The organism is Paenibacillus camelliae (genome assembly GCF_023715345.1).
GTDB classification, from domain to species: Bacteria; Bacillota; Bacilli; order Paenibacillales; family Paenibacillaceae; genus Pristimantibacillus; species Pristimantibacillus camelliae.
Window position 1 is genome coordinate 154905 of record NZ_JAMBNY010000007.1, and the last position, 25657, is coordinate 180561.

Genomic DNA, 25657 nt, shown 5'->3' on the forward strand with positions numbered 1-25657 from the left:
AATTAACTAGGAGTTCGCAACGCAGACCTGCGCTCCTGCTTGCTGCATCAGCTCGATATCAGAAGCGGCAATGCCTGCATCCGTAACAAATTGCTGGATTTGATCAATCGTTGCAAAGGTATGTAATGCACCTCTGCCAAATTTGCTATGATCCGCTACACATATTACTTCTTGAGCGGCTTGTATTAGTGCTTTTTTCATTGCTAGCTGCTCATTGGAGAAGATGGACAAGCCGTAGTTAGGATGAATGCCTGACGTTGATAAAAACAGCTTGTAGATATTAATCTCCTGCAGCCATTCTAGCGGATGCGAAGGAATGAGAAGATTATGCTTACTATAGCCACCAGGCACGATTAGCTTAATATGCTCCTTCATCATAACCTCGCGCATAATGAGCAAGTCATTCGTAAGAATCGTTAGTGGTATATTGTCTAGCTGTCTTGCGATTTCTAATGTGGTGCTGCCGCTATCTAATGCAATAATATCGTGCTCTTGAATCATGTGGCTCACGACATAGCTTGCAATTAATTCCTTTTCGCTAGGGTTAACTGTATTAGGCAGTTTTAATGCAAAGTCAGGCTGCTCAGAGGATTCAACGTAAACCGCGCCTCCGTGTATGCGCTTGAGCCATTGCTGCTTTTCAAGCTTCATCAAATCTTCACGTATCGTTTTTTCGGTTACGTCAAATTGCTGGCTAAGCTCCGATACCTTCACGAAGCCGTTACTTTGCAATTGCTCAAGAATTTTTTTATGTCTCGTTGCTGCTAACACAGTAAAACCCCCATCTTATCTATCTAAGTTGATCCATTTTTACAGGTTCCATATCGGTAAATGTATAGTTTTCTCCTGCCATTGCCCATATGAAGGAATAGTTGCTCGTGCCAGCACCGGAATGAATAGACCAGTTTGGAGAAATAACGCCCTGCTCATTGGATACAACAAGATGACGTGTTTCAGATGGTTCACCCATGAAGTGGAAGACGCGTGCATCTTCATTTAGATCAAAGTATAAGTAAGCTTCCATACGACGATCATGAATATGAGCAGGCATAGTATTCCAGATGCTGCCTTCTTTCAGAATCGTAACACCGAGCATTAGCTGACAGCTTTGCACTGCACCAGCATGAATGTATTGATAAATCGTACGCTCATTACATGCTTCCTTAGAACCGAGATGGTTCGGTGTTGCTTTTGCAAGCTCGATTTTTGTTGTAGGAAGAACAGCATGTGCTAGGCTGGAGCAGAAGTAAATTTTAGCAGGATTGGATGGATCCTTACTTGATAATAGTACTTTTTGCGTACCTTTACCAACATAAAGTGCATCAAGCTTCGTTAGCTCATAGCTTTGTCCATCAGCTTCGATGACTGCTGGTCCACCAATATTAATGAAGCCAACCTCTCTACGCTCAAGGAAGTAATCTGTTTTTAAAGTTTCTGCATCAGCAAGCTCTAAGCCTTCTTGCAATGGTACTGCACCACCAATAATCATACGATCATGATGACTGTACACCATTTGCAGCTTACCAGACTCAAATAAGTTCTCAATTAAGAAGCGCTCGCGCAGCTCAGGTGTAGTAAGTCTTTTAACATCAACAGGGTTTGTAGCGTGACGAATTTCCATAAATCAATCATCCACCTCTCACCAAAATGTTCGTTTTCGTTCGTTTCAAACCTAGTATAGTACGGTTTGTTCTGTTTGTAAACAGTAAAAAACACACATAAACGAACATTGAGAGTGAAATGAGATAAGCTTACACAAGCCCAGCGGAGCAAATGTTGAGGTGTTACGGCGAAGCAACCCGAAGCACCGCTGACGACAACAACCAGTGGAGTAATGATGAGGTGTACAACAAAGCACCACCCACGATGAACCTCAGCGGAGTAACGGTGTGGGGTACACCGAAGCGCCGCCCACGATAACAACCAGCGGAGAAGAGGTGAGGTGTACTTCGAAGCATCACCCCCGTTGACATCCCAGCGAGATAAAAGGTGAGGTGTACTCCGAAGCGCCGCCCACGAGATACCCCAGCGGAGTAACGGTGAGGTGTATTCCGAAGAGACACCCACGATGATACCCAACGGAGTAAAAGGTGAGGTGTTACGGCGAAGCAATGTCCACGATGACGCTCCAGCGGAGTAACGGTGAGGTGTACTCCGAAGTGACGACCCACAAATCCGCTCCAGCGGAGTAAAGGTGTTAGTGGAAAAGCGAAGCGGTTGCCTTTGTCCTCTGATTTCTACATCGATTATTATTCTAGAAATCAGAGGGCAACAGCAATTGAAACAACACCTTTGCGGAGCGCTGAAATCAGAGGGCAACAGCAATTGAAACAACACCTTTGCGGAGCGCTGAAATCAGAGGGCAACAGCAATTGAAACAACACCTTTGCGGAGCGCTGCAATCAGGGCGCATCAGCAATTCAACCTCACCTTTACGGAGCGCTGCAATCAAGGCGCATCAGCGGTTTAAACTCACCATTTACGGAGCGCTGCAAACACGACGCATCAGCGAATCAACCTCACCATTTACGGAGCGCCTTAAATTTGTTACAGTTATCCATGGTCGTCGACATAGCTGAAAAGACCCACGGAGTATGGCGGCTCGCGGTTCGGAACCATCCCGCGATACCAAAACTAAGGAGGAAGACATAACAGATGTTTAACATTGGCTGGGGAATATTATTTATAGCAGTGAATTTTGCATTATTTTTGATCTGCTATCGAATGTTTGGAAGAGTAGGCCTATATGCTTGGATCGGATTTGCAACGGTTATCGCCAATATCCAAGTAACGAAGACGATTGAGCTATCTGTGCTATCATTTGGGATTATTATGACGCTCGGCAATACGATATACACGACAATCTCAATGAGCACCGATATGCTGAACGAGAAATATGGACCTAAGGAAGCGCGCAAGGCGGTATGGTTTGGTTTTTTCACGTTAATTGCCTCTACCATTATGATGCAGATGGTGCTTAAGTTTGAGCCGCAGGCTACGGACTTCGCACAGGAATCAATGCAAACCTTGTTTGGATTAATGCCGAGACTTGCAGCGGGCAGCTTACTCGCTTATCTTATTAGCCAATTTCTTGATGTGCAGGTCTACGGATATTTGCGACGCCGATTCGGAGCGAGTAATCAGTTTTGGATTCGTACCAATGTAAGTACAGGGTTCAGCCAGCTCGTTGATTCCATTGTTTTTTGTACGGTTGCTTTCGCTGGAACAGGACTGTATACGTTGAACGAATGGCTGCAAATCGCATTTACGACATATATATTCAAATTCATCATCTCAGTCGTTTCCACGCCGGTGCTATACTGGGCGCGCAGCTTTAAGCCGAAGGAAGATTAGTGTATGAGCAGTACACATTAAAATCAAAATAGACAAGCTTCAGCCGACCATTAGTTTAGACACATGAAGTGTCGAACGTAGCAATGGTTTTAAGCAGAGCTTGTCTTTCTTTTTTAAATGAGTAAAAATAATTGCCATAATTAGATAACAGCATGTGAATGCTGTTGGATGGAACCACATTAACTTATGCTTATGCTTCATTACGCTTATCGAAACGCTCGACAAATTTCCGAGCAACTGTGGAGAGTGGTACGTTACGCATATTCATAATACCTACCTGTGAAGGAGGTAGCTTAACGTCAAGCTTAATTTCGAACAAAGAGCCATCCTCCAGCTCATTAGATACAAATTCCCGTGTTACGTAAGAGATGCCAAGTCCTTTGCGTGCGAACTCAATGAGCAAATCGACACTGCCCACCTCAATGGATGGCTTCAGTTCATAACCATAGCCGTGGACAAGCTCATTTATCGCCATACGCGCGCGGCTATTGCGAGAGAACAGTACGAGCGGGTACTGCATGAGTTCTTCAAGTGATAACTCCACACCATTTAATTCCGAATAATGAGCTCCTGCAACGAAGCAATCCTGCAGCTCAATCCCTTCTCGAAACTCCAGCTGTGGATCGGATATAGGCATACGCACGACACCAAGATCAATTTTACCTTCCTTCAAGTAGTTAATGATCTCTGGGGTCGTTCCATGGATAAGCTGAAGCTTAATCGCTGGGTGCTCGTGATGAAACGCCTCTAAGTGAGATAGCATAAAGTGCTTGAACAATGAGTCACTGCCACCGATTCTCAGCTCACCACTCGTTAAATTTTTTAAAGCTTCCATCTTCTCCTCAGCAATCGTAATTAATACCTGTGACTGCTCTATGTATGAAAATAAGACAGAGCCTTCCTCCGTTAAGGCGACACCCTTCGCCGTTCGATAGAACAGCTTCATCTTGAATCGATCCTCTAGCTGTTTAACGGCATAGCTGACGCTAGGTTGTGTTAAATATAGCGACTTTGCTGCTTTTGTCAGGCTTCCTGTTTTCGCAGCCCAGTAGAACACTTTGTATAGCTCATAGTTAGTCATAGACATCATCTATACCCCCTGTCAAATATATTGATTACTTGTATACCTGCTATAAGTATTATAGTAGATGTATGTAGCTTAAGCCAGTACGTAATTATTGGTACGCGATAACCTTAACATATAGCTGCTAGAAGGGAAGAGTGAAATGGAGGCAACAACATTTGTATTGTTTGGAGCGACAGGAGATTTAGCAAAGCGCAAAATTTATCCTGCTCTATATAATCTTTTTATTGATGGAAAGCTGCCGCAAGCATTTCGCGTCATCGGCCTAGGCAGACGATCATTCTCAGATGACATCTATCAAGCGAGTGTACAGCAATCAGTACACACTTTTTCCAGACGGCAAGGAAGCGATGCGGAGCTTGAACGTTTTCTGCAAAGCTTTTCCTATTGCGCCTTGAATATCGATCATCAGGATGACTACAAAAAGCTGCTTCAGCACGTTGAGCAGAATGAAGCAGAGATGCCAGGCACACCGAACCGAATGTTCTATCTATCTGTTGGTCCTGAGTTTTTTGAGACGATCGCTCACAATATTAAAGCAAGCGGACTAGGCGATACGAAGGGCTGGAAGCGACTAGTCATCGAGAAGCCTTTCGGTCATGACCTATTGTCAGCACAGCAATTGAATGCGAAGCTTAGCGAATCATTTGAGGAGCATGAAATTTATCGTATTGACCATTATCTCGGCAAGCCAATGGTGCAGAAGCTTGAAATTCTGCAGCAAAGCAACCCGATCCTACAAGCGTTATGGTCAAATCGCTATATATCCAATGTGCAAATTACAGCAAGTGAAACGGTTGGCGTTGAAGAACGCGCTGGCTATTACGATCATGTTGGGGCGATTCGCGACATGTTCCAAAACCATATGCTGCAAATTTTAATGATGCTAACGCTGCATTTGCCAGAAAACAGTACACCTGACGTTGTTCGGTTCAAGAAAAAGAAAATTCTTGAAGCGCTTGAGCCGCTGCATAAAGACAACGTGGGCGAGCATGTCGTACGCGCTCAATATCAGACGGGTACAATGAATGGGCAGCTCGTTGCAGGTTACACCGATGAGCCAGGCATTCCAGCAGGCTCAATGAATGATACGTACATTGCAGCGAAGCTGGAAATTGACGATCCGTTCTGGCGCGGTGTTCCGTTCTACATCCGTACAGGCAAGCGAATGAGTGAGAAATCCACTCGTATTGTGATTGAGTTTAAAGAAGCGTTAAAGTCAAGCACGAAAGCACAAGACGACAGCAAGCATGCAAACTTACTCATTTATGAAATTAGTCCGAATGAAGGGATCACCTTCCAGCTTAATACGAGAGATCCGCAAAACAAGGAGCAGTTCAAGCCGATTCATATCGATTTCCACTCCAATGGTGATGAAGCACCTGAGGCGTATGAAAGCTTGATTTTCGATGCATTTAACGGAGATCCGACCTTCTTTGCGCATTGGGATGAGGTTGAGTTGTCTTGGAAATGGGTGCAGCCAATACTTAACGCCTTCGCAGAACAAGCAGTACCACTACATTATTACCCAGCTGGCTCCAACGGTCCGGAAGCAGCAGAAGCGCTGTTAGCGAAAAATGGTCATCATTGGTGGCTGGATCGTAAGCCAGAACAAAATACAGAAACAACAAAAGGAGAACAGCAATATGTCTACACAAACCATTGATCAATTGTCTATTACGACACTTCGCACATTATCTATTGATGCGATTAATGCAGCAAATTCAGGTCATCCAGGTCTTCCTATGGGAGCAGCGCCGATGGCGTACACACTTTGGGCTAAGCAAATGAACCACAACCCAGGTCATTCTAAATGGTTTAACCGCGACCGCTTCGTATTGTCTGCTGGTCACGGCTCTGCGCTTTTGTACAGCCTGCTTCACACATTTGGTTATGAAGTAACGATTGATGATGTTAAACAATTCCGTAAGCTGAACAGCAGAACACCAGGACATCCAGAATTCGGTCATACAGATGGCGTAGATGCAACAACAGGTCCGCTTGGTCAAGGGATCGCAATGGCTGTTGGTATGGCTATGGCTGAGGCTCATCTTGCAGCTACGTTCAACAAGGAGCAATTCCCTGTCGTTGATCATTACACGTATGCACTTGCAGGTGATGGCTGCTTGATGGAAGGTGTCGCGTACGAAGCGATGTCTATGGCAGGTCATATGAAGCTAGGCAAGCTAGTGGTTCTATATGATTCCAACGATATTTCACTAGATGGTGAATTGAATCTATCCTTTAGCGAAGATATTAAAAAACGTACTGAATCTGTGAACTGGCAGTATCTACGTGTTGAAGATGGTAACGATATTGATGCGATCGAGAAAGCTATTGCAGAAGCAAAAGCAAATACAGATCAGCCAACTCTTATCGAAATTCGCACAATTATCGGCTACGGCAGCAAAAAGGTTCAAGGAACAAGCAAAGCTCACGGTAATCCGCTTGGTAAAGAAGAAGCGATTGCTACTAAGGCTGAATATGGCTGGGAGCATGAAGAATTTACAGTTCCTGCTGAAGTGAAGGCACATATGGAGCAGCTAAAAGAGCAAGGTGCTGAGAAGGAAAAAGCATGGGTTGAGTTAGTAAAAGGCTACACTGCTCAATATCCTGAGCTAGCAGCTCAATTCAATCAAGTTATCGATGGTAAAGTAACGATTGATGCTTCTGATATTCTTACATTCGACGCTTCAAAAGCGATGTCTACGCGTGTAGCGAGCGGTCAAGCGATCAATCATTTTGTTAAATCCGTACCTGCTATCTTCGGTGGAAGCGCGGATCTATCTGGTTCTACAATGACAGATATCGCAGGTGAGCCTGTGTTCGCTGTTCAGTCCTATGCAGGCCGCAACGTATACTTTGGTGTGCGTGAGCATGCGATGGGAGCAGCAGGAAACGGTATGGCATTGCACGGCGGCGTGAAGCCTTTCGTGAGCACATTCTTCGTGTTCAGTGACTACTTGCGTCCATCCATTCGTCTTGCTGCATTGCAAAAGCTTCCTGTAACGTATGTATTCACGCACGATTCCATTGCAGTTGGTGAAGACGGCCCAACGCATGAGCCAGTCGAGCAGCTAGCTGCACTTCGTACGATTCCAGGTCTTACGGTTTTCCGTCCAAGTGATGCGAATGAAACAGCAAGCGCATGGGCTTATGCTTTGCAAAAAACAGATGGTCCAGTTGCTCTAATTCTAAGTCGTCAAAACTTGCCGATCTTCGAAGAGACGAAAGCAAATATTGATAATGTAGCAAAAGGCGGATACGTGCTTACTGAGACGAACGCATCTCCTGATGTTATTCTTGTTGCGACAGGTTCTGAGGTTTGGTTAGCAGTTGATGCGAAAGCGAAGCTTGAAGCGGAGCAAGTGTCTGTTCGCGTCGTAGCAATGCCTTCTCGTGAGCTGTTCAATGCACAGGATGCAGCATATCGTGAGTCAGTACTACCTGCAAGCGTGAAAAACCGCGTTGTTATTGAAGCGGGAATTTCTCTAGGCTGGGATCGTATTGCTGGCCCTGAAGGCAGCATTATTTCAATCGAAACATTCGGTGCTTCTGGTCCTGGTACTGAAGTGCTTGAATACTTCGGCTTCTCTGTAAGCAATGTTGTAGAGCAAGCGAAAAACTTGTTGAAATAACATAGGGTTAATATGAAAAGCCCAAGAATGCTTATTAACGGCATTCTTGGGCTTTATTTTTGTTTGTTTTGAAAGTGCTACACTCTTTAGCTATCTAACTGCTCTAAATCCTCAATGTGGTATGGCTCAGTTGGATTATGAATAGCCCATTCGAGCATTTCAATTTGAGCCTTCAAGGTAGCTAGCCGCAGTGGATCCTGACTATTTTGGATCAATTGATTCAGCTCATACACTTTACTTTTGATTTGGTCTTCACTTCTCATGACGATGCTCCTATCACATTTATTATCTACGCGATATAGCATGCCCGATATAGGGAAGAAAATAACAAAATACAATGATGTTTGCTTAGTATGAGCCGCGAATATGCTCATGCACCTCTTGATCGTAGAAGCTTTCTAATTTTTTTAGCTCTTCCTCGGTAAACGATGGAACGTTGAGCGCACCCAAATTGTCCAGCACCTGCTCGCTGTTTTTGAAGCCAGGAATAACCGTGCTAACTGCTTCATGCTCAAGAATCCAGCGCAGCGCTGCACGTGTCATATTTCCTTTCCCATCAGCAATCCAGCCTAGTTCACGGCTAAGCTCCTGTCCTTTTTCAAATGGAAGACCTGCAAAGGTTTCACCAACGTTGAACGCATCACCATTACGATTATAGTTACGATGATCGCTGGAATCAAAGCTTGCCCCTTGATTGAATTTGCCAGTAAGAAGTCCACTTGCTAACGGAACACGAGCAAGAATGCCGACCTGCTTTTCAAGTGCGACTGGAAGCAGCTCTCTAGCTACCTTCTGTCTGAAAATGTTAAAAATTACTTGCAGTGCAGCTACGTTTGGCTGCTCCATGCAGAATAGGCCTTCCTCCACACTTTCTACACTAACACCATAGCTGCGAATTTTACCTTCAGCCTGCAGCTTGTCTAATACTTGGAATACTTCACCTTGCTTAAGAATGTCAAAAGCCGGACAGTGAATTTGATATAGATCGATTCGCTCACGCTTCAATCGCTTTAAGCTGGCTTCACAATAAGCGCGAACCGTTGCTTCAGAATAGTTGTTAGGGTCATGAATATCTCCTTGACGACAAAATTTCGTCGCAATATAAATCTCATCCTCTTTACCCTTTGTTGCTTCGGCAAGCAGCTCTTCGCTGCGTCCGCCGCCATATACGTCAGCGGTATCAAAGAAGTTGACCCCTTGCTCCATTGCAGTATGTAAAGCCTTTAAAGAAGTTGCATCATCGGTCTTGCCCCAGTCTCCACCGATGCCCCATGTTCCAAAGCTGATTTCACTAATGTTTAAACCTGTTTTGCCTAGTGCTCTATATTTCATAACGTTACTGCTCCTTTAATACAAAGTTATATCATTATTTTAACATAACACAGCTGTCTAACCTATGGCACACTGTATGGTGATATTGTCTAACGTGATGAATAAATTGCTTGGTTATGATAGCGATATATACGTATGCTGCTTAGTGACCTGCTATAATAGGGTTAATCGTAATTTTACATAGGGAGCGGCTTTATAGATGAATAAAACGATAGGAATTCTCGCACATGTGGATGCTGGGAAAACAACCTTTTCCGAGCAATTGTTATTTTATACGAAGAGCATTAAGCAAAGAGGACGAGTGGATCATCAAAATTCATTTTTAGATAATCACGATATCGAGAAGCAGCGTGGTATAACCGTATTTGCAGAACAGGCAAATTTTCAATATAACGATAACCGCTATACATTGATCGATACACCTGGACACATCGATTTTTCACCCGAAATGGAACGGGCAATCGCTGTCCTTGACGCAGCCATTATCGTTGTTAGCGCGGTTGAAGGTGTAGAGGCTCACACGGAAACAGTTTGGCAGCTGCTGCGTAAGCATCGCATACCGACGTTCTTTTTCATTAATAAGATCGACCGCACAGGAGCTAGTGTTGATCGTGTTGTGAAGCAATTACAGCAGGAGCTGTCGAACGATATTGTGTACATAGAGGCAGCAGATAGCGGCTTGCAGTGGTCGGAGACATTAATTGAACAGATTGCTGAACGTGATGAGGGGCTGCTTGACACCTATATGGAGCATGGCTTTGAGCAGCAACGTTGGCTCGAGGTTATGCAGCAGCTCGTTATGACAGGTGACCTATATCCAAGCTTTGCAGGCTCTGCGCTACACGATATCGGAGTGGAGTCGTTTCTGAAAGCGTTTGATCGATTGACTGTTACAGCATATGATGCGGATCTGCCGCTTACAGGGCGAGTCTACAGGCTTCGCTATGATCAAAACAGTACACGCATTACCTTTGTTAAACTGCTAAGTGGCAAGCTTTCGGTTCGTGATGAGCTAAGCTATGGAGATCACTTCAAGGATAAAGTGACGCAAATTCGTCGTTACAACGGTATGCAGTTCGAGGCAGTGTCGACAGCCTATGCTGGCGAGCTTGTTGCTGTGATCGGATTAGCCGAGGCTCGTATCGGGGACGGGATCGGCGAATTAACTGAGCGTTTTGAATACGAGCTGCAGCCGACACTGCGCTCTAAAATCGTGTTCGAGCAGCAAATTAATCCAAAGGAAGCACTAAAGTATTTTCGCATGCTCGAGGCAGAGGACCCATCTCTTCACGTTGAATGGGAGGAGAAGCATGGCGATATACAGCTGCATGTGATGGGGAAGATTCAGCTAGAAGTGCTGAAGCAGATCGCGGATGATCGTTTTGGACTGCTAGTACATTTTGCTCCACCGGAAATTTTATATAAGGAAACGATTGCGGAAGAGGTTATTGGCTACGGTCACTTTGAGCCGCTGCGCCATTATGCCGAGGTGCATTTGCGATTAGAGCCAGCGAAGCGAGGCGAAGGAGTCAGCTATGCTTCGATTTGCCATGTTGATGAGCTTTCTGATTCTCTGCAGCGATTAGTCGGCCAGCATGTGCTGGAGCGTGAACATCATGGCTTGCTTACAGGCTCGCCATTGACCGATGTAAAGGTGACGCTGCTTCGTGGGCGCGATCATAACAAGCATACACATGGCGGGGATTTCCGAGAGGCTACGCTTCGTGCGATTCGTCAAGGACTAGAAAAGGCTCAAAATGTGCTCCTAGAGCCATATTACCAATTCAAAATTATCGTGCAATCTGAGCAAATTGGTCGGGTGATCTCAGATATACAACGTGCCAATGGCGAGCTAGATCCACTTATTACTGAAGGGGAGAGAGCAGTCGTTACAGGAAGAGCCCCTGTCGCCACCATATTAGATTATCCAAGTGAGCTAGCATCCTTCACGCAAGGGAAGGGGAAGATCCATCTCAGCTTCGGTGGCTATGCTCCATGCCATAATACTAGTGAGGTCATTGAGCGGATTGGCTACAACAAGGATGCCGACCCTGAATATACATCCTCCTCGATCTTCTGCGCTAAGGGGGCGGGGTATTCGATGCAATGGCAGGAAGCAGAACAAATGATGCATATAGAAATTCAAAAAGCACGACTTTGATGACGATGCTGGGCGTTGAGGCTTAATCGGCGGCGAATCTTGAACGCTACCGAAAACTCCGTTGCTCACGTACCAAGTACGTACACTGTGCTACTCGTTTTCTAGTTTTACCCCATCTTCTTGGTCCTGAAAGCCAAGCTTTTTAAGCTTTTATTGGAAAGGTAGTTCAAAACATCCAACTTTGATGACGATGGGCGTTGGGGATTAATCAGGATTAGGATTATACACTTTATTTGCAATATATTATTTCATATAATAAGGGGCAAGCCCGGCGACGACGAGTATTGAAACCTATAGGGGGCAGCTAAGATGACAAAAAATAAGGAATTTCAATATGTACGAGTTGTTAATTTTATCGTTGTAATCGTAAGTTGGGTAATGGTCGTTATCCTGTCTGCTGGGTTTTTTATTGAATTTGAAAAAGGGACGCGATCATTAGGCTACTTGCTCTTTATATTGTTGATGGGCTTCGGATCAGTTATAGCGGGTACGTTATTTTACGTTAAAGATCAATTATCTCGATATGTACGCTATGTCACTTTTGGTGGATTTTACATTATGTACGTTGCTTCCTTGCTAACAGCAACTACTGATATTACTTTCACGTTTGTTTTTCCTTGCGTGACGCTATTCTGCATGTATATTGATCGTTGGTTTATGTCCATTGTATGTTCCCTCGTTTTAATCCTAAACGGGGTTTATATTGTACATAAGTTCAATACAGTGAGTAAAGAAGACTTAGGTGAAGTAGCTTATAACCAATTTACTACGGTGATGTTAATACACGGCTTCGTTTTACTGTTATTTATGGCTAGTCTTCTAGCTATCGTGTATGTATTTTACCGATTAATGAGGGCTATGGATCATAAAGTTAAGGAAGCGGAAGAAGCTAAGATTACGGAGGAAAGGCTATACTTTCGTGCTACAATAGATGGTTTGACCGGAGTATTTAATCGGAGGCATTTTCACGAAATTGTACAAGAACAGCTAGATGACACGAGCGAGGAATCCACCCTGTTGCTTCTGGACATCGATGATTTTAAACAAGTGAATGATCAGTATGGTCACTTAGCAGGGGATCAGGTATTGATTGAATTCTCTAGCATACTGAGGAATACAATCCAAAATCAAGGTGTGATCGGGAGAGTTGGTGGAGAAGAGTTCGCGGTATTCATTAAAGGAAGAAGCGAGTTAGAAGTTCAGGAAGTGGCCGAACGCTTGCGGAATACGATCAAGAATTATTGGATACGCCTTAATGAATCGAAGCAAATTACGATCACGATCAGTGGAGGCATCGCTTACTCTAAGAAATCCGACACTACCTTCGAGGAGCTATATCAACAAGCAGATAAGGCGTTATACCAATCTAAAGAAAGTGGAAAAAACAAGATAACACTGGCACATTTCATTTAATAAATATGTATAAAAAACGCTCTTTAGCCTTTAAAGCCTCAGCGAAGCTAACCATCTCTAAAGCGACCTCCTGACGAAGGAAGGCCGGAGCGTAGAGAAGGTTAAGCAGAGCGCTGACCCATCCCAATCAACGGAGATTAAACTTCAAGATAGGCTTTTTAGGGTTTAGAACCCCAGCGAAGCTAACCATCTCTAAAGCGACCTCCTGACGAAGAAAGGTTCGAGCGTAGAGAAGGTTAAGCGAAGCGCTGAAGGTTCGAGCGTAGAGAAGGTAAGCGAAGCGCTGATCCATCCCAATCAACGAAGGTTAAACTTCAAGATAGCTTTTTAGCATTTAAAGCCTCAGCGAAGCTAACCATCTCTAAAGCGACCTCCTGACGAAGGAAGGCCGGAGCGTAGAGAAGGTTAAGCGAAGCGCTGAAGGTTCGAGCGTAGAGAAGGTAAGCGAAGCGCTGATCCATCCCAATCAACGAAGGTTAAACTTCAAGATAGCTCTTTAGCCTTTAGAACCCCAGCGAAGCTAACCATCTCTAAAGCGACCTCCTGACGAAGGAAGGCCGGAGCGTAGAGATCGTTAGCGTAGCGCTGAAGGCCGGAGCGTAGAGATGGTTAGCGTAGCGCTGATCCAATACCAGTGAAAAGCAGCACCGCAAATATCAAGTTGTTCCTACCTCAACGATGTATGATGTTTATTGAAAGGAGGCGGTTAGCGATGAATATGCTTCGGCAATTCAATGATGCGATAGCCTATATTGAGAGCAACCTACTGCATGACATTGATTACAGACAGATGGCACGCATTGCAGGCTGCTCGGAATATCATTTTCGCAGAATGTTTTCATTTTTAGCGGGTATGTCGTTGGCGGAATATATCAGGCGTAGAAAGCTGTCGCGTGCAGCTGAGCTATTGCAGGCAAGCGACATTAAAATCATTGATTTAGCGCTACAGCTTGGCTACGAATCACCAGAAGCCTTTAGCAAAGCGTTTCAAGCGTTGCACGGTGTGCTGCCGTCCCATGCTAAAAAGCATAATACGATGCTAAAAATGGTCTCGCCGTTATCCTTTCAATTAACGATAAGAGGTGGTAAAGAGATGAATTATCGTCTTGTTGAGAAAGAGCCGTTTTATGTAGTTGGCTACAAAAAAACTATTACGCTGCAGTTCGAAGGGGTCAACCCTCAATTGAATGAACTATATAGCCGATTAACGCCAGAGGTAATCGCCGAATTAAAAGCGCTTAGTAATATTGAGCCTAACGGAATAGTTAATGTTTCAACGAATTTTACAGATCGGACGATAGAAGGCTCTGAGCTTGATCAATATATCGGAGTAGCCACGACAACGGAGCGTTCTGATCGATTCGATGTTTTGCCCGTTGCCGCATCACTATGGGCAGTTTTTGAGGTGATTGGTCCATTTCCGCAGGCTCTTCAGGACACATGGGCGAATATCTATGCGCAGTGGTTTCCTTCCTCTGGCTATGAATTAACAGGTGGACCTGAGATGCTATGGAACGAAAGTCCAGATACGTCAAAACCCAACTATCGCAGTGAAATATGGATTCCAGTACGCTCTATCGAGTCGTAATAACCTATAAACCGAATAAGCTCTCCTGACGGCGAACCGTCACAAAAATACCCTACTGCATGGCTTGCGGTAGGGTATTTTTGTAATTCTAATAAAGCTGGGTGAGGATGTCTTACACCCAATCAAAGTGCTATTTTACCTAATGACAGTTCCATCACAAGCAATGAAAACGCTGTTATCATAATGAAAGCGAATAACAAAAAGCGGTTACATTACAGAGATTAGACAGTCAGGAGAGGATACACGCATGCACGAAAAGGGATTAAAGCGGTTCGCGGGCGGAATGTTTTTTATGGGTCCAGCACTGCTTATTTTTATCGGTATTATTATCATTCCGATCCTTATGAGTATGTATTACAGCTTATTTCAATGGGACGGTATATCACAAAAAATATTTACATCAATGGATAATTACTCACGCTTGCTGAAGGACCCAGTATTATGGATCTCTCTCAAAAACTCAGTATGGCTAACCATTGGAGCATTAATTATCCAGCTTCCTGTAGGGCTTATGTTCGCCATTATCTTAGGATATAAGCTAAGAGGCTCAAATTTTTTCAAGTCAATCTATTTTACTCCAGTTATGCTGTCCACTGCCGTACTCGGCATCCTATGGAGTCAGATCTACGATCCAAACTTCGGTCTGCTGAATGAAATGCTAAATTCACTTGGCTTACAAAGCTGGACTAGAGCTTGGCTAGGGGAAGAATCTACCGCATTACTGTCCGTCATTGCTGTCGTTGCATGGCAGTATATCGGATTCTATATTATTGTGTATGTCGGCGCGCTGCAGGGAATATCTGACGAGGTGCTGGAGGCTGCACGGGTTGAAGGAGCAAGTGAGTGGCGGATTATTTTCAACATCCAAATCCCTCTGATTTGGCCAACGATTACCTTTACGGTGCTGAACTGTGTCATTAACTCACTGAAGTATTTTGACTTAATTTATATTATGACTGGCGGTGGTCCGAACAATTCCAGCGAGGTCATCGCGAGCTATATGATGAAAAATGCGTTCCGACTGATGGACTTCGGATATGGCAGCACGATATCAACCTTCTTATTGCTGTTTGGACTAGCACTTGCTTTTATCATTTCTACTGTGCTTGGACAAGGCAACAAGAAATTTAGTTAATAGGAGGTCATCACGAATGAAAGGCATAGGACGCATTGTTTTATATGTGCTATTGTTTGTACAGCTAGTTATTACAGGCTATCCCTTTGTATGGATGACGATATCAGCATTTAAGGATAACAAGGAGTACTTCGCTAATCCCTGGGGATTGCCTTCTGTCTGGAAGTTTAGCAACTTCGCTGATGCATGGAATCAAGGCATTAGCAGTTATCTGTTCAACAGCTTATATATTACGTTTTTCTCTGTCGTAGGCTTATTGCTAGTTGCAACGCTGATCGGTTACTACTTGTCAGTCCGCCCGTTTAGAGGATCAAAGCTGCTGCTCGGAGCATTTTTTCTAGGAATGCTTATCCCGATTCATAGTACACTAATTCCACTGTTTACCATTGCTAATGCAACGGGTACCTACGATACATTTTGGTCATTGTTCTTCCCGTATATCGCGTTCAATTTACCGATCGCTGTATTTTTATCGTATAACTTTTTTACTGCAATTCCTAAGGATCTGGAAGAGGCTGCTGTCATGGACGGCTGTGGAATCTATCAAACCTTCTTCCGCGTGTATTTTCCGCTAGCGAAGCCTATTCTCGCTACGGTTACGATTCTATCCTTCTTTAACATTATGAATGATTTTGTATTCCCACTCGTTATGGTTTCGAAGGAATCGTTGAAAACACTACCGCTTGGGCTAATGATGTTCAAGGGCAATTTTAGTGCCAACTATTCGCTTATTAGCGCTGCGCTAGTGATAACTACAGCACCAATCATCATTTTATATACGTTTCTGCAAAAATACATCCAAAAAGGAGTGACGGCAGGGGCGGTAAAAGGTTAAATGCTTGATTGGGTCATCAATATAAACAACAAGATTAAAAAGGAGAGGTTATTATGAAAAAAGGATTGATCTCATTACTAGCTTTGGTCATTGTTCTAATGACGGCTTGCTCGAATAACAGTAATCAGCCAGCTGCTAGTGGTACAAGCTCAGAGGGAAGTGCTTCATCAGAGGTAACACAGCTGACGATGTGGAGTATGGAAACACGCAATAAAGATATTATTGAAGCATCGATTGATGAATTTAATGCTCAAAACCCAGACATCGTTTTGAAAGCGGAGTTTTTCGAGGATGAAGCATTAAAAACGAAGATGAAGGTTGCTATTGCAGGTAATCAGGTTCCAGATATTATTACGTACTGGAGCGGTGAAACATTCGATACACTCGTGCAACAAGGCATGCTTGGCGAAATTACAGAATACTTGAACGAAGATCCAGCATTCCGTGACGATGTGCTTAATGGTGGTCTGGAGACCTTCACTTATGATGAGCGCAACTACGGCATTCCAGTTTTATTCAGTGGCGTTTCACTATGGTATAATAAGCAAATTTTCGCTGAGCAGGGATTAACGCCACCGACAACCTATGATGAACTGCTTGCAGTCGTTGATGCATTGAATGCAAATAATATTATTCCGATAACCGTAGCGGGTAAAGAACGTTGGCCTCTGCTTCACTGGTACTCCTATCTAGCACAGCGCATCGGTGGTACGGAGCCATTTGAAAAAGCAAAAAGCGGTGAGACAGACTTCACTGAAGAAAGCTTTGTCCAAGCTGCTGAGCTTCTGCGTGAGCTAGCTATAGATCATAAGGGCTTTGTGAATGGCTTCCTAGGTCTTGATTATGCTTCTGCAGAATCCCTATTTACAACAGGACGTGCTGCTATGTATCTACAAGGTGAATGGGCAATGGATTCCTTCCTTGAGGATGAGATTTCTGAGCAGCTTGACTTCGTACCTTTCCCAACAGTAGAAGGTGGTAAAGGAGACATTAACGTCTATCATGGTGGCTTTGGTGCGGGAATGGCGATTTCAGCTAAGACGAATCAAGAGGCTGCTTACAAAGCAATTCGTTTCCTAACAGATCCTGTACAGCGTAAAGCGATTAATGAGGGAGCGAATATTAGTCCGATGAAAAATGCAGGACTTGAGGAAGCGAATATGCATCCACTTGCTTACAAATATGACAGCTATATCGGTGAGAATCTAGCAGGCTTCTTCAGCTACTATGACCAATCTCTAGATGCGAAGCGTGCGGATCAATTCTTGAATTCTATCGGCGCTATTGTAGGTGTAGCTGATGCGAATATTGTAGAAGAGCTTGCAAAAGTAAAATAATATAATATAACCAATGGATTGATATATATTAAGTGAAGCGTTTTCGTTATAAGTGAAGGAAAACGTGCAAGAGTGAAGAACAACTAAGTGAAATGAAAAATTAAGGAGGGGCCTGCAATGGCAAATATTACAAATCCAATTTTGCGCGGCTTTAATCCCGACCCATCCATTATTCGTGTAGGTGACGATTATTATATCGCAACCTCAACCTTTGAATGGTTTCCTGGTGTACAAATTCATCATTCCAAGGATCTAGTTCATTGGGAGCTAATTAATCACCCGCTTACACGTACCAGTCAGCTTGATATGGTCGGTAACCCAGACTCCGGTGGAGTCTGGGCTCCTTGTCTTAGTTATGACAAGGGGACGTTCTATCTCGTTTATACAGATGTTAAAACACATATGGGGCCATACAAGGATACACACAACTACGTCGTAACGGCAACGAGCATTCATGGTCCTTGGTCCGAGCCTATTTATCTTAACAGTAGCGGCTTCGATCCTTCAATGTATCATGAAGAAGACGGTACGAAATGGGTCGTTAATCTAAAATGGGATCATCGTAAAGGAAAAAATTCTTTCGGCGGTATTATTATTCAGCAATTTGACGAGCAGCAGGGCAAGCTGGTTGGAGACATCCACCATATTTACGATGGAACAGAGCTTGGATTAACCGAAGGCCCTCATATCTATAAGCACGGAGATTACTATTACTTGTTCGTAGCCGAAGGCGGTACGAGACTTGGCCATGCTGAGACGATCGCGCGCAGTCGCACGCTGCTTGGCAAGTATGAAACCTCACCTCATGGTCCGCTGATTACGTCTCGTAATCATCCAGAGCATCCAATTCAACGTGCAGGCCATGCTTCGCTTGTGGAGACACAGAATAACGAATGGTATATCGTACATCTATGTGGAAGACCGGTAACGGAGCGAGGTCATTGTATATTAGGACGAGAAACTGCCATTCAGCGAGTGGAGTGGACGGAGGATCATTGGCTGCGTATGAGTCATCAAGAGGTTACTCCTGCCATTGAAATCCCTGCACCAAATCTAGCACCACATCCGTTTGATGCAGCTACTAGCTTCCGTGACGATTTTGACGGTGAGGATTGGAGCGTGCATTGGAACTCGTTGCGGGAGCCGATTACTGAAGGCTGGGCAAGTCGTTCACAGAGAAAAGGCTGGCTGCGCTTATATGGAAGAGAATCGCTAGCTTCTATGCATCGCCAAAGTTTAATTGCTAGAAGACAGCAAGCCTTTCATATTGTAGCAGAAACAAAATTGGAATATTCACCTACTTCCTATCAGCAGATGTCTGGCTTAGTATATTATTATAATACGAAAAACTATTACTATCTTTTTGTTAGCTGGGATGATGAGAAAGGGAAATGTCTAGGTATTATTTCAAGTGATCGTGGTGCATATGATGAGCCTTTAGCAGAGTCTATCGCACTTACAGGTGAGCATACGTACCTCAGAGCTGTAGTCAATCGTGACAAGCTTCAATTCTACTATTCTGAGGACGGAACTCAGTGGCTGGAGGTAGGTCCAGTATTAGATGCAAGCATTATATCCGATGAGCACGCTGAGCTTAAAAAAGACGGCATTATGCTCGATCAAGGCTTCACAGGAGCTTTTATAGGGGTATGTGCACAGGATTTAGGTGGAACAAGACAGCATGCTGATTTTGATTACTTTAACTACGAGGAGATGGAAGACTAATGTCTAATCAAACGATGCTAGCTGCAGTACTGAACAAGCCGCTCGATATGGAGATGAAGCAAGTGCCGATTCCTACACCTGGTAAGGATGAAGCACTCGTTAAAGTCTATTGTATCGGGGTGTGCGGCTCAGATGTGCATTATTACGAGCATGGCAGAATCGGTCGTTATGTTGTAGAGCAGCCAATTATATTGGGACATGAGCTAGCTGGAGAGGTTGTTGCGATCGGTGAGGACGTGAACCATCTACAAGTTGGCGATCGAGTTGCGGTTGAGCCTGGGGTAACGTGCGGCAGATGCGAATATTGTAAATCAGGCCGTTACAATCTCTGTCCGGATGTTGTATTCATGGCAACACCGCCTGTAGATGGGGCATGGGCGGAATATGTTTCGGTTAGAGCAGACTTTTTGTTTAAGCTGCCAGATACGATGAGCTACGAGCAGGGTGCACTGCTTGAGCCGCTTTCTGTGGGCATCCATGCGATGAATCGAGCAGGAGTCACACCGGCTGATCGCTTATTAGTTACGGGGCTAGGTCCTATCGGTCTATTAGCGATCCAAGCGGCTAAGCTTTACGGCGTGAAGGAGATCTATGCGACAGACATGGTTCCATTCCGTCAAGAGCTGGCGATGGAGATGGGCGCTACTGCGGTGCTTGATCCGTCGAAGGAAAACGTGAAGGAACGTCTAGAGGAGCTTACTGCAGGACACGGAATTTCGGTAGTGGTTGAATCTTCTGGGAATGGCCGAGCAATCGGAGATGCTATTCGTACGGTGAAGCGTGGTGGACGCATCGTTCTAGTCGGCATGCCGGCTGTAGATGAGATTCCAGTAGAGATCAATACCATTATTGATTCAGAATTAGACATCTTTGGCTTGTTCCGTTACGCCAATACGTACCCGGCCGCTATTGCAGCCTTGTCGAGCAGTGAGCTTGATATCGAAAAAGTCATTACGCACAAGTTCTCATTGCAGGATACACAGCAGGCCGTAGAGATGGCTCGCACACAAAAGGATACGAGCATTAAGGTTATGATTTATCCTGGTATGTAATCGATCGTCGTAATAGGATTACATCGTTATTATGAAGTCTACTCTCCTAGGGAGTAGACTTCTGCTTATATGTAATGACTTGAGGGGAAGAGGAAGATGAAGCAGCTCGGTAAGAGATTAGGTCTAGACACAACAAGAGGACAAATATTAATTGGTTTTGTTGCTACAATGATGCTGATTCTCACCGTTATGTTCTCCTTTATTTATACGTTCTTATCAAAAGAGACGAAGGATAGCGCGATGCTATATATTGAGGAAATTGCCGAGCAAGCAGGCGGACGATTAGAATCACTAATGAATGAAATTAATGTATTAACCTTGCAAATGGCAATGGATGAACGAATGCAGAGCATTCTTATGAGTGAGTATCAAGGGGAATTAGCTACTTATGAGGAACGAATGAAGCTGAGGAAGCTGTTGCTTGATATGACAGCGTATTCAGATACGATAGAGGAAATTGAACTTTACAGTGGTCAGAGAGCTATTTATCCACTGATTGATGAAACGATACAAACTAGAGTAGATCAGCACGTCATCCGGGAAGCTGATCGAATCGATCAAGCAGGCGCATTAATCTGGGCTGGTAAGGATCGAGAGCAAGAACAATTTTTGCTCGCAGTTAGACAAATTAAGCTAGAGAAGCTGAACTATGCTAATGGTGGATATCTTGTTATTAAAGTGAAGCCATCCTTTATTCAACTGGCAACGTCCAACAGAGAGCAGGATCAAGGGGCGGTCATGCGACTTCTTCAACAGGATGAAGTATTGCAATCGACAGGTGAGCTGGAAGGGAAGCTGTCAGAGTATTATAGCTTTGAGCGCTCAATAAAAGGGACAAGCTGGGTGCTGCAAATGATGGTTCAAAAGAAGCTGGTATTGTCCGATGTATACTGGCTGCGTAACCTATTGCTGTTGCTTCTGCTTATAAGTATCGGACTCGTGGCAATTATGTCTTACTATTTGGCTCATGTGATCTCTTCTCCAGTAAAGAGCTTGATTCGCGTAATGCAGGGCAGCAAGCATGGTGCGCCAAGGGACAATCCTATTGATTACTACAACAAGGAAGTTAATCAGTTAAACATTACCTACAATCAGATGGTGAAGCAGATTGATTACTTAATTAAATCAGTCTATGAAAAGGAGCTTCTCAAAAGCCGCAGTGAAATTCGAGCGCTGCATTCACAAATTAATCCGCATTTTTTGTTTAACACGCTTGATGCGATTTATTGGGATCATATCGAAAAAGGAGAGAAGGAGCTGGCGCATATCGTCGTTCAGCTTGCAGATTTGTTCCGCTATAGCATACAGCAACATCATGGAGATGGCTTTGTTTCAATTAAGCAGGAGCTGGAGCAAGTGGAGCGCTATACCAATCTAATGAAGCTCAGATGGCAGGAACGACTAACGATGCATATCGATCGAGAAGAAGAACTGCTTACTGTAAAGATACCGAAGCTATTAATACAGCCGCTCGTTGAAAATGCAATTGTACATGGCATCGAGCCGATGCCAGATGGCGGCGTAGTTCGCGTTCATCTTTACAGACATAGAGATCGCTGTGTTATTCAGGTGAAGGACAATGGGATTGGCATGACGGCCAAGCAGCTTGAGATGCTGCGGCAGAAGCTTCAGCAAAGCAATGAAGCAACCGTGCAGCATTCCAATCGAGGGATCGGTTTATATACGATTCATCGCTTATTAAAGCTGCATTATGGTGAGAGCTTCGGCCTGCATATCGAGAGCAAGGAACAGTTTGGGACAAGCATTACATTAGAAATTCCGCTTACGCTGAGTACAACACAGGAGGCTGCGCGATGACCTTTCGAATATTAGTAACGGACGATGAAAAGCATTCTAGAGTTGGGGTATCAACTACACTAAGGCAGCAATATAAGGAGAAGCTTCATATCGATACTGCTAATCATGGTGAGGAAGCGTTTGAGCTTATTGGCAGACATGCCTATGATTTGCTTATTACAGACATTCGTATGCCTAAGATGGATGGTTTACAGCTACTTGAAGCACTGCGCAACGATAACAACCGAATTGATACGATTCTGCTGACTGGCTTTGCAGAATTTGAATATGCACAGCAAGGAATTAAGCTCGGAGCAATAGATTACTTAGTGAAGCCAATCCATCAAGAACAGCTAATTGCTTCTGTTGAACGGGTGCTACACTCAGTAAAAAAGGCTGACCATCGATATATAAGCAGCAACTCCTACATTCAGGAGGCTATAGACTTTATGGAGCAGCATATCGCGGAGGCCTTTACGATTAAAGAGGTTTCGAGCCATGTGCATCTGAATGCAAGCTACTTTAGTGTGCTGTTTAAAGAAGAGACAGGCAACTCCTTTACAGATTTTTTAAGCACGCTGCGTATTGAAAAAGCGAAAATGCTATTGCGGGACACTGAGCTTAGCCTGGATGACATCTGTGAGCAGATAGGAATTCAATCGACGAGCTATTTTATTAAAATGTTCAAGAAGTTTGAGGGAGTTACTCCAAACCAATTTCGTATTAAAGAATAGATATGTTCTATGCCCTTTGCCATAGTGTTACGACATGAGGGTGCATGAACAATAAAATAATCCACCACGATATCGTTGTCGTGGTGGATTTAACAACTTTTTAAGTATGCCGAACGAATGAGAGAAGTTTCGTTGAGATTTCGCTCATTCGTTCGGTATTTTTACGCATGCTCTAAACCATTTTTTACCAGTAGCCTCTTTTTTTATATAATTTCTTCGTTCTACTCTATAATTCCTAACGCATAAAGTCGATATATTATATAATTCGACCTTTTACACTAACAGTCGACAAAATAATCGTTGACTATGCGAAACTCGATGCTATATAATGTGAAATTGGTTGGAAAAACTTCCTATAAAGTCATTAAATTGGCAATCAGCAAGCTGCAAAAAATAAAATACAGGAGTGGAAAAACAGCATGAAAAAACATCTAAGGCAAATTTTTAAGAAGGACCTGTCTTTAAAAGTAAAACTTCCGCTTTACATCTCAGTGTTAGTTGCAGTGATGTTTGCCGTAACGACAATTGTCATCTATGAGATGAATTCTAAGCTTTTAACGAACCAAAGCAAGGAAACGTTGGTTACCAGTGGTAGCTTAATCGGAGAAAGCTTATTCTCAGCCGTACTATCAGAAAAACAAGGTGTCGCATTGGCATCTAATCATGATTCTTTTAAAGATCTGCTAATCCTTAGAAACTCTGGGGACATGTCTGATGAAGAATTTTTCTCTAAAGATCATCAAGCGATACAAGTATCCAATCGTCTGCTAAAAACAAGCTTGGCTAAAGTAGTTGGTGTCCAAGCGTACCAGGTTATAGATAAGAATGGAGTTATTGTTGCTTCCTCTAACGAGGGAGACTTGCAGGGAGATCGATCCGATAGAGAGTACTTTCAAGAAGCGTTAAAAGGGAAGCCATTTGTTAGTGATGCGCTACTTTCGAGAAGCACTGGAGAGCTCGTTATTCCGTTTACTGAACCTATTCTAAATGATAATGCCCAAGTATTAGGTGTGTTCAGTGCGACCATCAATGCATCGTTTTTTGTAGATAAATTAGACAGTTTAGACATTCAAGGTGACGTAACGGTGTTCAGTCGTTCAGGCATTGTTATGTATAGTAATGTCGATCCATCTGTTGTCGGCACTACACTTGAGTTGGATGGAATGGACGAGTTCCTTAGCGAGCGGGCACAAGGAACATCAATCACAGGTGAGATTGATCTAGGAGATAGCTATATCAGCTTTACCAAAATTCCTGATGCAGATTTCTTAGTAAGTGTCTCGAAAACATATAGTGACATTAATAAGCCCGTGCAACAAATGTCTCAGCAGCTTATTATCATTTCTATCGTTGCGATGATTTTAGCCATCTTATTTGGAATTTTAATCTCTGTAGGCATTACTAATCCGATTATTAGCTTAACGAAGCTATTTAGAAAAATGGCTGATGGCGACCTCACCGTAAGTGCTGAAGGTAAGTACAGAAGTGAGATGAAGGATCTTGCTGATAGCTTCAATATTATGTCCGCCAATAATAAGCTGCTCATAACGAGCATCAACCAATCGATCGACGTGCTCAAAAAAAGTACAGGTGAGCTAGATAGCTCATCAAAGCAAACGGCAGTTTCGATCTCAGAAACAACGGCCTCAGGCTCTGAAATCGCAAGAGCGATGGAATCACAAGCTGACGATACCGAGCAAATTGTAGACAAATTCCATGGATTTGGTGACAGCTTCGATTCATTACGTGAACAAACGAATTTGATCAAAGTAGAGGCTGAAAAAATAGTTGAGGTTTTCCACAACAGCCAATCGGTCATTAATAATCTCATTGCGATCAAGGAACAAAATGAGCAAGAGGTACAAAAAATCTCGGATATTACGAAAAAATTGCAGGAAAGCTCGAGCAGCATTGGTCAAATTACAGGTGCAATAGCTGAAATTTCCGATCAAACGAATCTTCTAGCATTAAATGCTTCTATTGAAGCGGCAAGAGCGGGAGAGCATGGTAGTGGCTTTGCTGTTGTTGCCCAAGAAATCCGTAAGCTAGCTGAACAAAGTGCGAAGCAATCGAAAGAGATTAACGAGATTATTCAGCAGAACTTGACTTACGTAGCAGAGAACAATACAAGCGTGATGGAAATTCGTTCCGTTACTCAACAGCAGGAGCAATATGTAGAAGATACGAAAAACGCTTTTATGCAAATTTTCAACAATGTTTCACATATCTCCGATGAGATTCTAGCGATTGCTAGTCGAGTTGTGAATATGAATAAAGATAAAGATGAGGTTATGGACTCTGCTCAGAGCCTATCAGCGACTGGGGAAGAGGTATCTGCTTCGGTAGAGGAGCTGAATGCTACGATGCAGGAACAGTCTGCAATGGTCCAACAGCTCGCAGGAATGGTCGAAACGATTAATTCGTTGACAATAAAGCTTGATGAAGCTGCGTCCAAGTTTAAAGTAGAATAGA

At 43.7% G+C, this 25657-nt stretch carries 19 protein-coding genes; 14 read left to right on the forward strand and 5 right to left on the reverse strand.

Annotated features, from left to right (window positions below; genetic code table 11):
- Positions 1–6: 6 nt before the first annotated feature.
- Positions 7–771: a DeoR/GlpR family DNA-binding transcription regulator gene (locus M3180_RS13385; protein WP_251668287.1), complete on the reverse strand. Its 765-nt coding sequence runs from the start codon at positions 769–771 to the stop codon at positions 7–9.
- Positions 772–790: 19 nt separating this feature from the next.
- Positions 791–1621: a 5-dehydro-4-deoxy-D-glucuronate isomerase gene (gene kduI / locus M3180_RS13390; RefSeq protein WP_251668289.1), complete on the reverse strand. Its 831-nt coding sequence runs from the start codon at positions 1619–1621 to the stop codon at positions 791–793.
- 1034 nt (positions 1622–2655) lie between these two features.
- On the opposite strand from kduI, the gene M3180_RS13395 reads away from it, so the two are divergent.
- Positions 2656–3354 carry a queuosine precursor transporter gene (locus tag M3180_RS13395; RefSeq protein WP_251668292.1) on the forward strand — a complete coding sequence of 233 codons (699 nt, stop codon included), beginning with the start codon at positions 2656–2658 and terminating at the stop codon, positions 3352–3354.
- A gap of 190 nt (positions 3355–3544) precedes the next feature.
- On the opposite strand, the gene M3180_RS13400 is transcribed toward M3180_RS13395, so the two are convergent.
- Positions 3545–4441, reverse strand: a complete 897-nt coding sequence (locus M3180_RS13400; RefSeq protein WP_432806938.1) for a LysR family transcriptional regulator — start codon at positions 4439–4441, stop codon at positions 3545–3547.
- 139 nt (positions 4442–4580) lie between these two features.
- Here M3180_RS13400 and zwf point away from each other — a divergent pair, with 139 nt between their 5' ends.
- The gene (gene zwf, locus M3180_RS13405; protein WP_251668293.1) at positions 4581–6104 is read left to right on the forward strand and encodes a glucose-6-phosphate dehydrogenase; all 1524 of its coding nucleotides are present in this window, start codon (positions 4581–4583) and stop codon (positions 6102–6104) included.
- Positions 6085–8076 carry a transketolase gene (gene tkt, locus M3180_RS13410; RefSeq protein WP_251668295.1) on the forward strand — a complete coding sequence of 664 codons (1992 nt, stop codon included), beginning with the start codon at positions 6085–6087 and terminating at the stop codon, positions 8074–8076. Before zwf ends, tkt begins: the two co-directional genes overlap by 20 nt.
- 86 nt (positions 8077–8162) lie before the next feature.
- Here the strand turns inward: tkt and M3180_RS13415 are convergent, their stop codons facing one another.
- Positions 8163–8339: a hypothetical protein gene (locus tag M3180_RS13415; protein ID WP_251668297.1), complete on the reverse strand. Its 177-nt coding sequence runs from the start codon at positions 8337–8339 to the stop codon at positions 8163–8165.
- 85 nt (positions 8340–8424) lie between these two features.
- On the reverse strand, positions 8425–9408 hold the full coding sequence (locus M3180_RS13420) for an aldo/keto reductase (protein ID WP_251668299.1): 984 nt from the start codon (positions 9406–9408) through the stop codon (positions 8425–8427).
- 199 nt (positions 9409–9607) lie between these two features.
- On the opposite strand from M3180_RS13420, the gene M3180_RS13425 reads away from it, so the two are divergent.
- The 11 genes from M3180_RS13425 (at position 9608) to M3180_RS13475 (ending at position 25656) form a co-directional block, all read left to right on the forward strand.
- Positions 9608–11569: an elongation factor G gene (locus tag M3180_RS13425; RefSeq protein ID WP_251668301.1), complete on the forward strand. Its 1962-nt coding sequence runs from the start codon at positions 9608–9610 to the stop codon at positions 11567–11569.
- 309 nt (positions 11570–11878) lie between these two features.
- Positions 11879–12982, forward strand: a complete 1104-nt coding sequence (locus M3180_RS13430; RefSeq protein ID WP_251668303.1) for a GGDEF domain-containing protein — start codon at positions 11879–11881, stop codon at positions 12980–12982.
- A gap of 712 nt (positions 12983–13694) precedes the next feature.
- Positions 13695–14570, forward strand: a complete 876-nt coding sequence (locus M3180_RS13435; RefSeq protein WP_251668305.1) for an AraC family transcriptional regulator — start codon at positions 13695–13697, stop codon at positions 14568–14570.
- Between the two features lie 247 nt (positions 14571–14817).
- Entirely contained in the window at positions 14818–15705 is an 888-nt protein-coding gene (locus M3180_RS13440) for a carbohydrate ABC transporter permease (RefSeq protein ID WP_251668307.1), read from the forward strand.
- Between the two features lie 16 nt (positions 15706–15721).
- On the forward strand, positions 15722–16540 hold the full coding sequence (locus M3180_RS13445; RefSeq protein WP_251668309.1) for a carbohydrate ABC transporter permease: 819 nt from the start codon (positions 15722–15724) through the stop codon (positions 16538–16540).
- A gap of 53 nt (positions 16541–16593) precedes the next feature.
- The gene (locus M3180_RS13450; protein WP_251668311.1) at positions 16594–17877 is read left to right on the forward strand and encodes an ABC transporter substrate-binding protein; all 1284 of its coding nucleotides are present in this window, start codon (positions 16594–16596) and stop codon (positions 17875–17877) included.
- Between the two features lie 117 nt (positions 17878–17994).
- Positions 17995–19602 (forward strand): glycoside hydrolase family 43 protein, encoded by a 1608-nt coding sequence (locus M3180_RS13455; RefSeq protein ID WP_251668313.1) that lies wholly within the window; start codon positions 17995–17997, stop codon positions 19600–19602.
- Positions 19602–20654: an NAD(P)-dependent alcohol dehydrogenase gene (locus M3180_RS13460; protein WP_251668316.1), complete on the forward strand. Its 1053-nt coding sequence runs from the start codon at positions 19602–19604 to the stop codon at positions 20652–20654. The genes M3180_RS13455 and M3180_RS13460 overlap by 1 nt, the downstream gene beginning before the upstream one ends.
- A gap of 96 nt (positions 20655–20750) precedes the next feature.
- The gene (locus M3180_RS13465) at positions 20751–22472 is read left to right on the forward strand and encodes a sensor histidine kinase (protein WP_251668317.1); all 1722 of its coding nucleotides are present in this window, start codon (positions 20751–20753) and stop codon (positions 22470–22472) included.
- Positions 22469–23185 (forward strand): response regulator transcription factor, encoded by a 717-nt coding sequence (locus tag M3180_RS13470; RefSeq protein WP_251668319.1) that lies wholly within the window; start codon positions 22469–22471, stop codon positions 23183–23185. The genes M3180_RS13465 and M3180_RS13470 overlap by 4 nt, the downstream gene beginning before the upstream one ends.
- A 419-nt stretch (positions 23186–23604) precedes the next feature.
- Complete coding sequence (locus M3180_RS13475; RefSeq protein ID WP_251668321.1) at positions 23605–25656, forward strand: methyl-accepting chemotaxis protein; 2052 nt, start codon at positions 23605–23607, stop codon at positions 25654–25656.
- Position 25657 lies beyond the last annotated feature (1 nt).

Coding starts and splice junctions, on each gene's coding strand:
- kduI (WP_251668289.1), bottom strand. CDS start 1,621: ATGGAAATTCGTCACGCTACAAACCCTGTTGATGTTAAAAGACTTACT.
- M3180_RS13395 (WP_251668292.1), top strand. CDS start 2,656: ATGTTTAACATTGGCTGGGGAATATTATTTATAGCAGTGAATTTTGCA.
- M3180_RS13400 (WP_432806938.1), bottom strand. CDS start 4,441: ATGTCTATGACTAACTATGAGCTATACAAAGTGTTCTACTGGGCTGCG.
- zwf (WP_251668293.1), top strand. CDS start 4,581: ATGGAGGCAACAACATTTGTATTGTTTGGAGCGACAGGAGATTTAGCA.
- tkt (WP_251668295.1), top strand. CDS start 6,085: ATGTCTACACAAACCATTGATCAATTGTCTATTACGACACTTCGCACA.
- M3180_RS13415 (WP_251668297.1), bottom strand. CDS start 8,339: ATGAGAAGTGAAGACCAAATCAAAAGTAAAGTGTATGAGCTGAATCAA.
- M3180_RS13420 (WP_251668299.1), bottom strand. CDS start 9,408: ATGAAATATAGAGCACTAGGCAAAACAGGTTTAAACATTAGTGAAATC.
- M3180_RS13425 (WP_251668301.1), top strand. CDS start 9,608: ATGAATAAAACGATAGGAATTCTCGCACATGTGGATGCTGGGAAAACA.
- M3180_RS13430 (WP_251668303.1), top strand. CDS start 11,879: ATGACAAAAAATAAGGAATTTCAATATGTACGAGTTGTTAATTTTATC.
- M3180_RS13435 (WP_251668305.1), top strand. CDS start 13,695: ATGAATATGCTTCGGCAATTCAATGATGCGATAGCCTATATTGAGAGC.
- M3180_RS13440 (WP_251668307.1), top strand. CDS start 14,818: ATGCACGAAAAGGGATTAAAGCGGTTCGCGGGCGGAATGTTTTTTATG.
- M3180_RS13445 (WP_251668309.1), top strand. CDS start 15,722: ATGAAAGGCATAGGACGCATTGTTTTATATGTGCTATTGTTTGTACAG.
- M3180_RS13450 (WP_251668311.1), top strand. CDS start 16,594: ATGAAAAAAGGATTGATCTCATTACTAGCTTTGGTCATTGTTCTAATG.
- M3180_RS13455 (WP_251668313.1), top strand. CDS start 17,995: ATGGCAAATATTACAAATCCAATTTTGCGCGGCTTTAATCCCGACCCA.
- M3180_RS13460 (WP_251668316.1), top strand. CDS start 19,602: ATGTCTAATCAAACGATGCTAGCTGCAGTACTGAACAAGCCGCTCGAT.
- M3180_RS13465 (WP_251668317.1), top strand. CDS start 20,751: ATGAAGCAGCTCGGTAAGAGATTAGGTCTAGACACAACAAGAGGACAA.
- M3180_RS13470 (WP_251668319.1), top strand. CDS start 22,469: ATGACCTTTCGAATATTAGTAACGGACGATGAAAAGCATTCTAGAGTT.
- M3180_RS13475 (WP_251668321.1), top strand. CDS start 23,605: ATGAAAAAACATCTAAGGCAAATTTTTAAGAAGGACCTGTCTTTAAAA.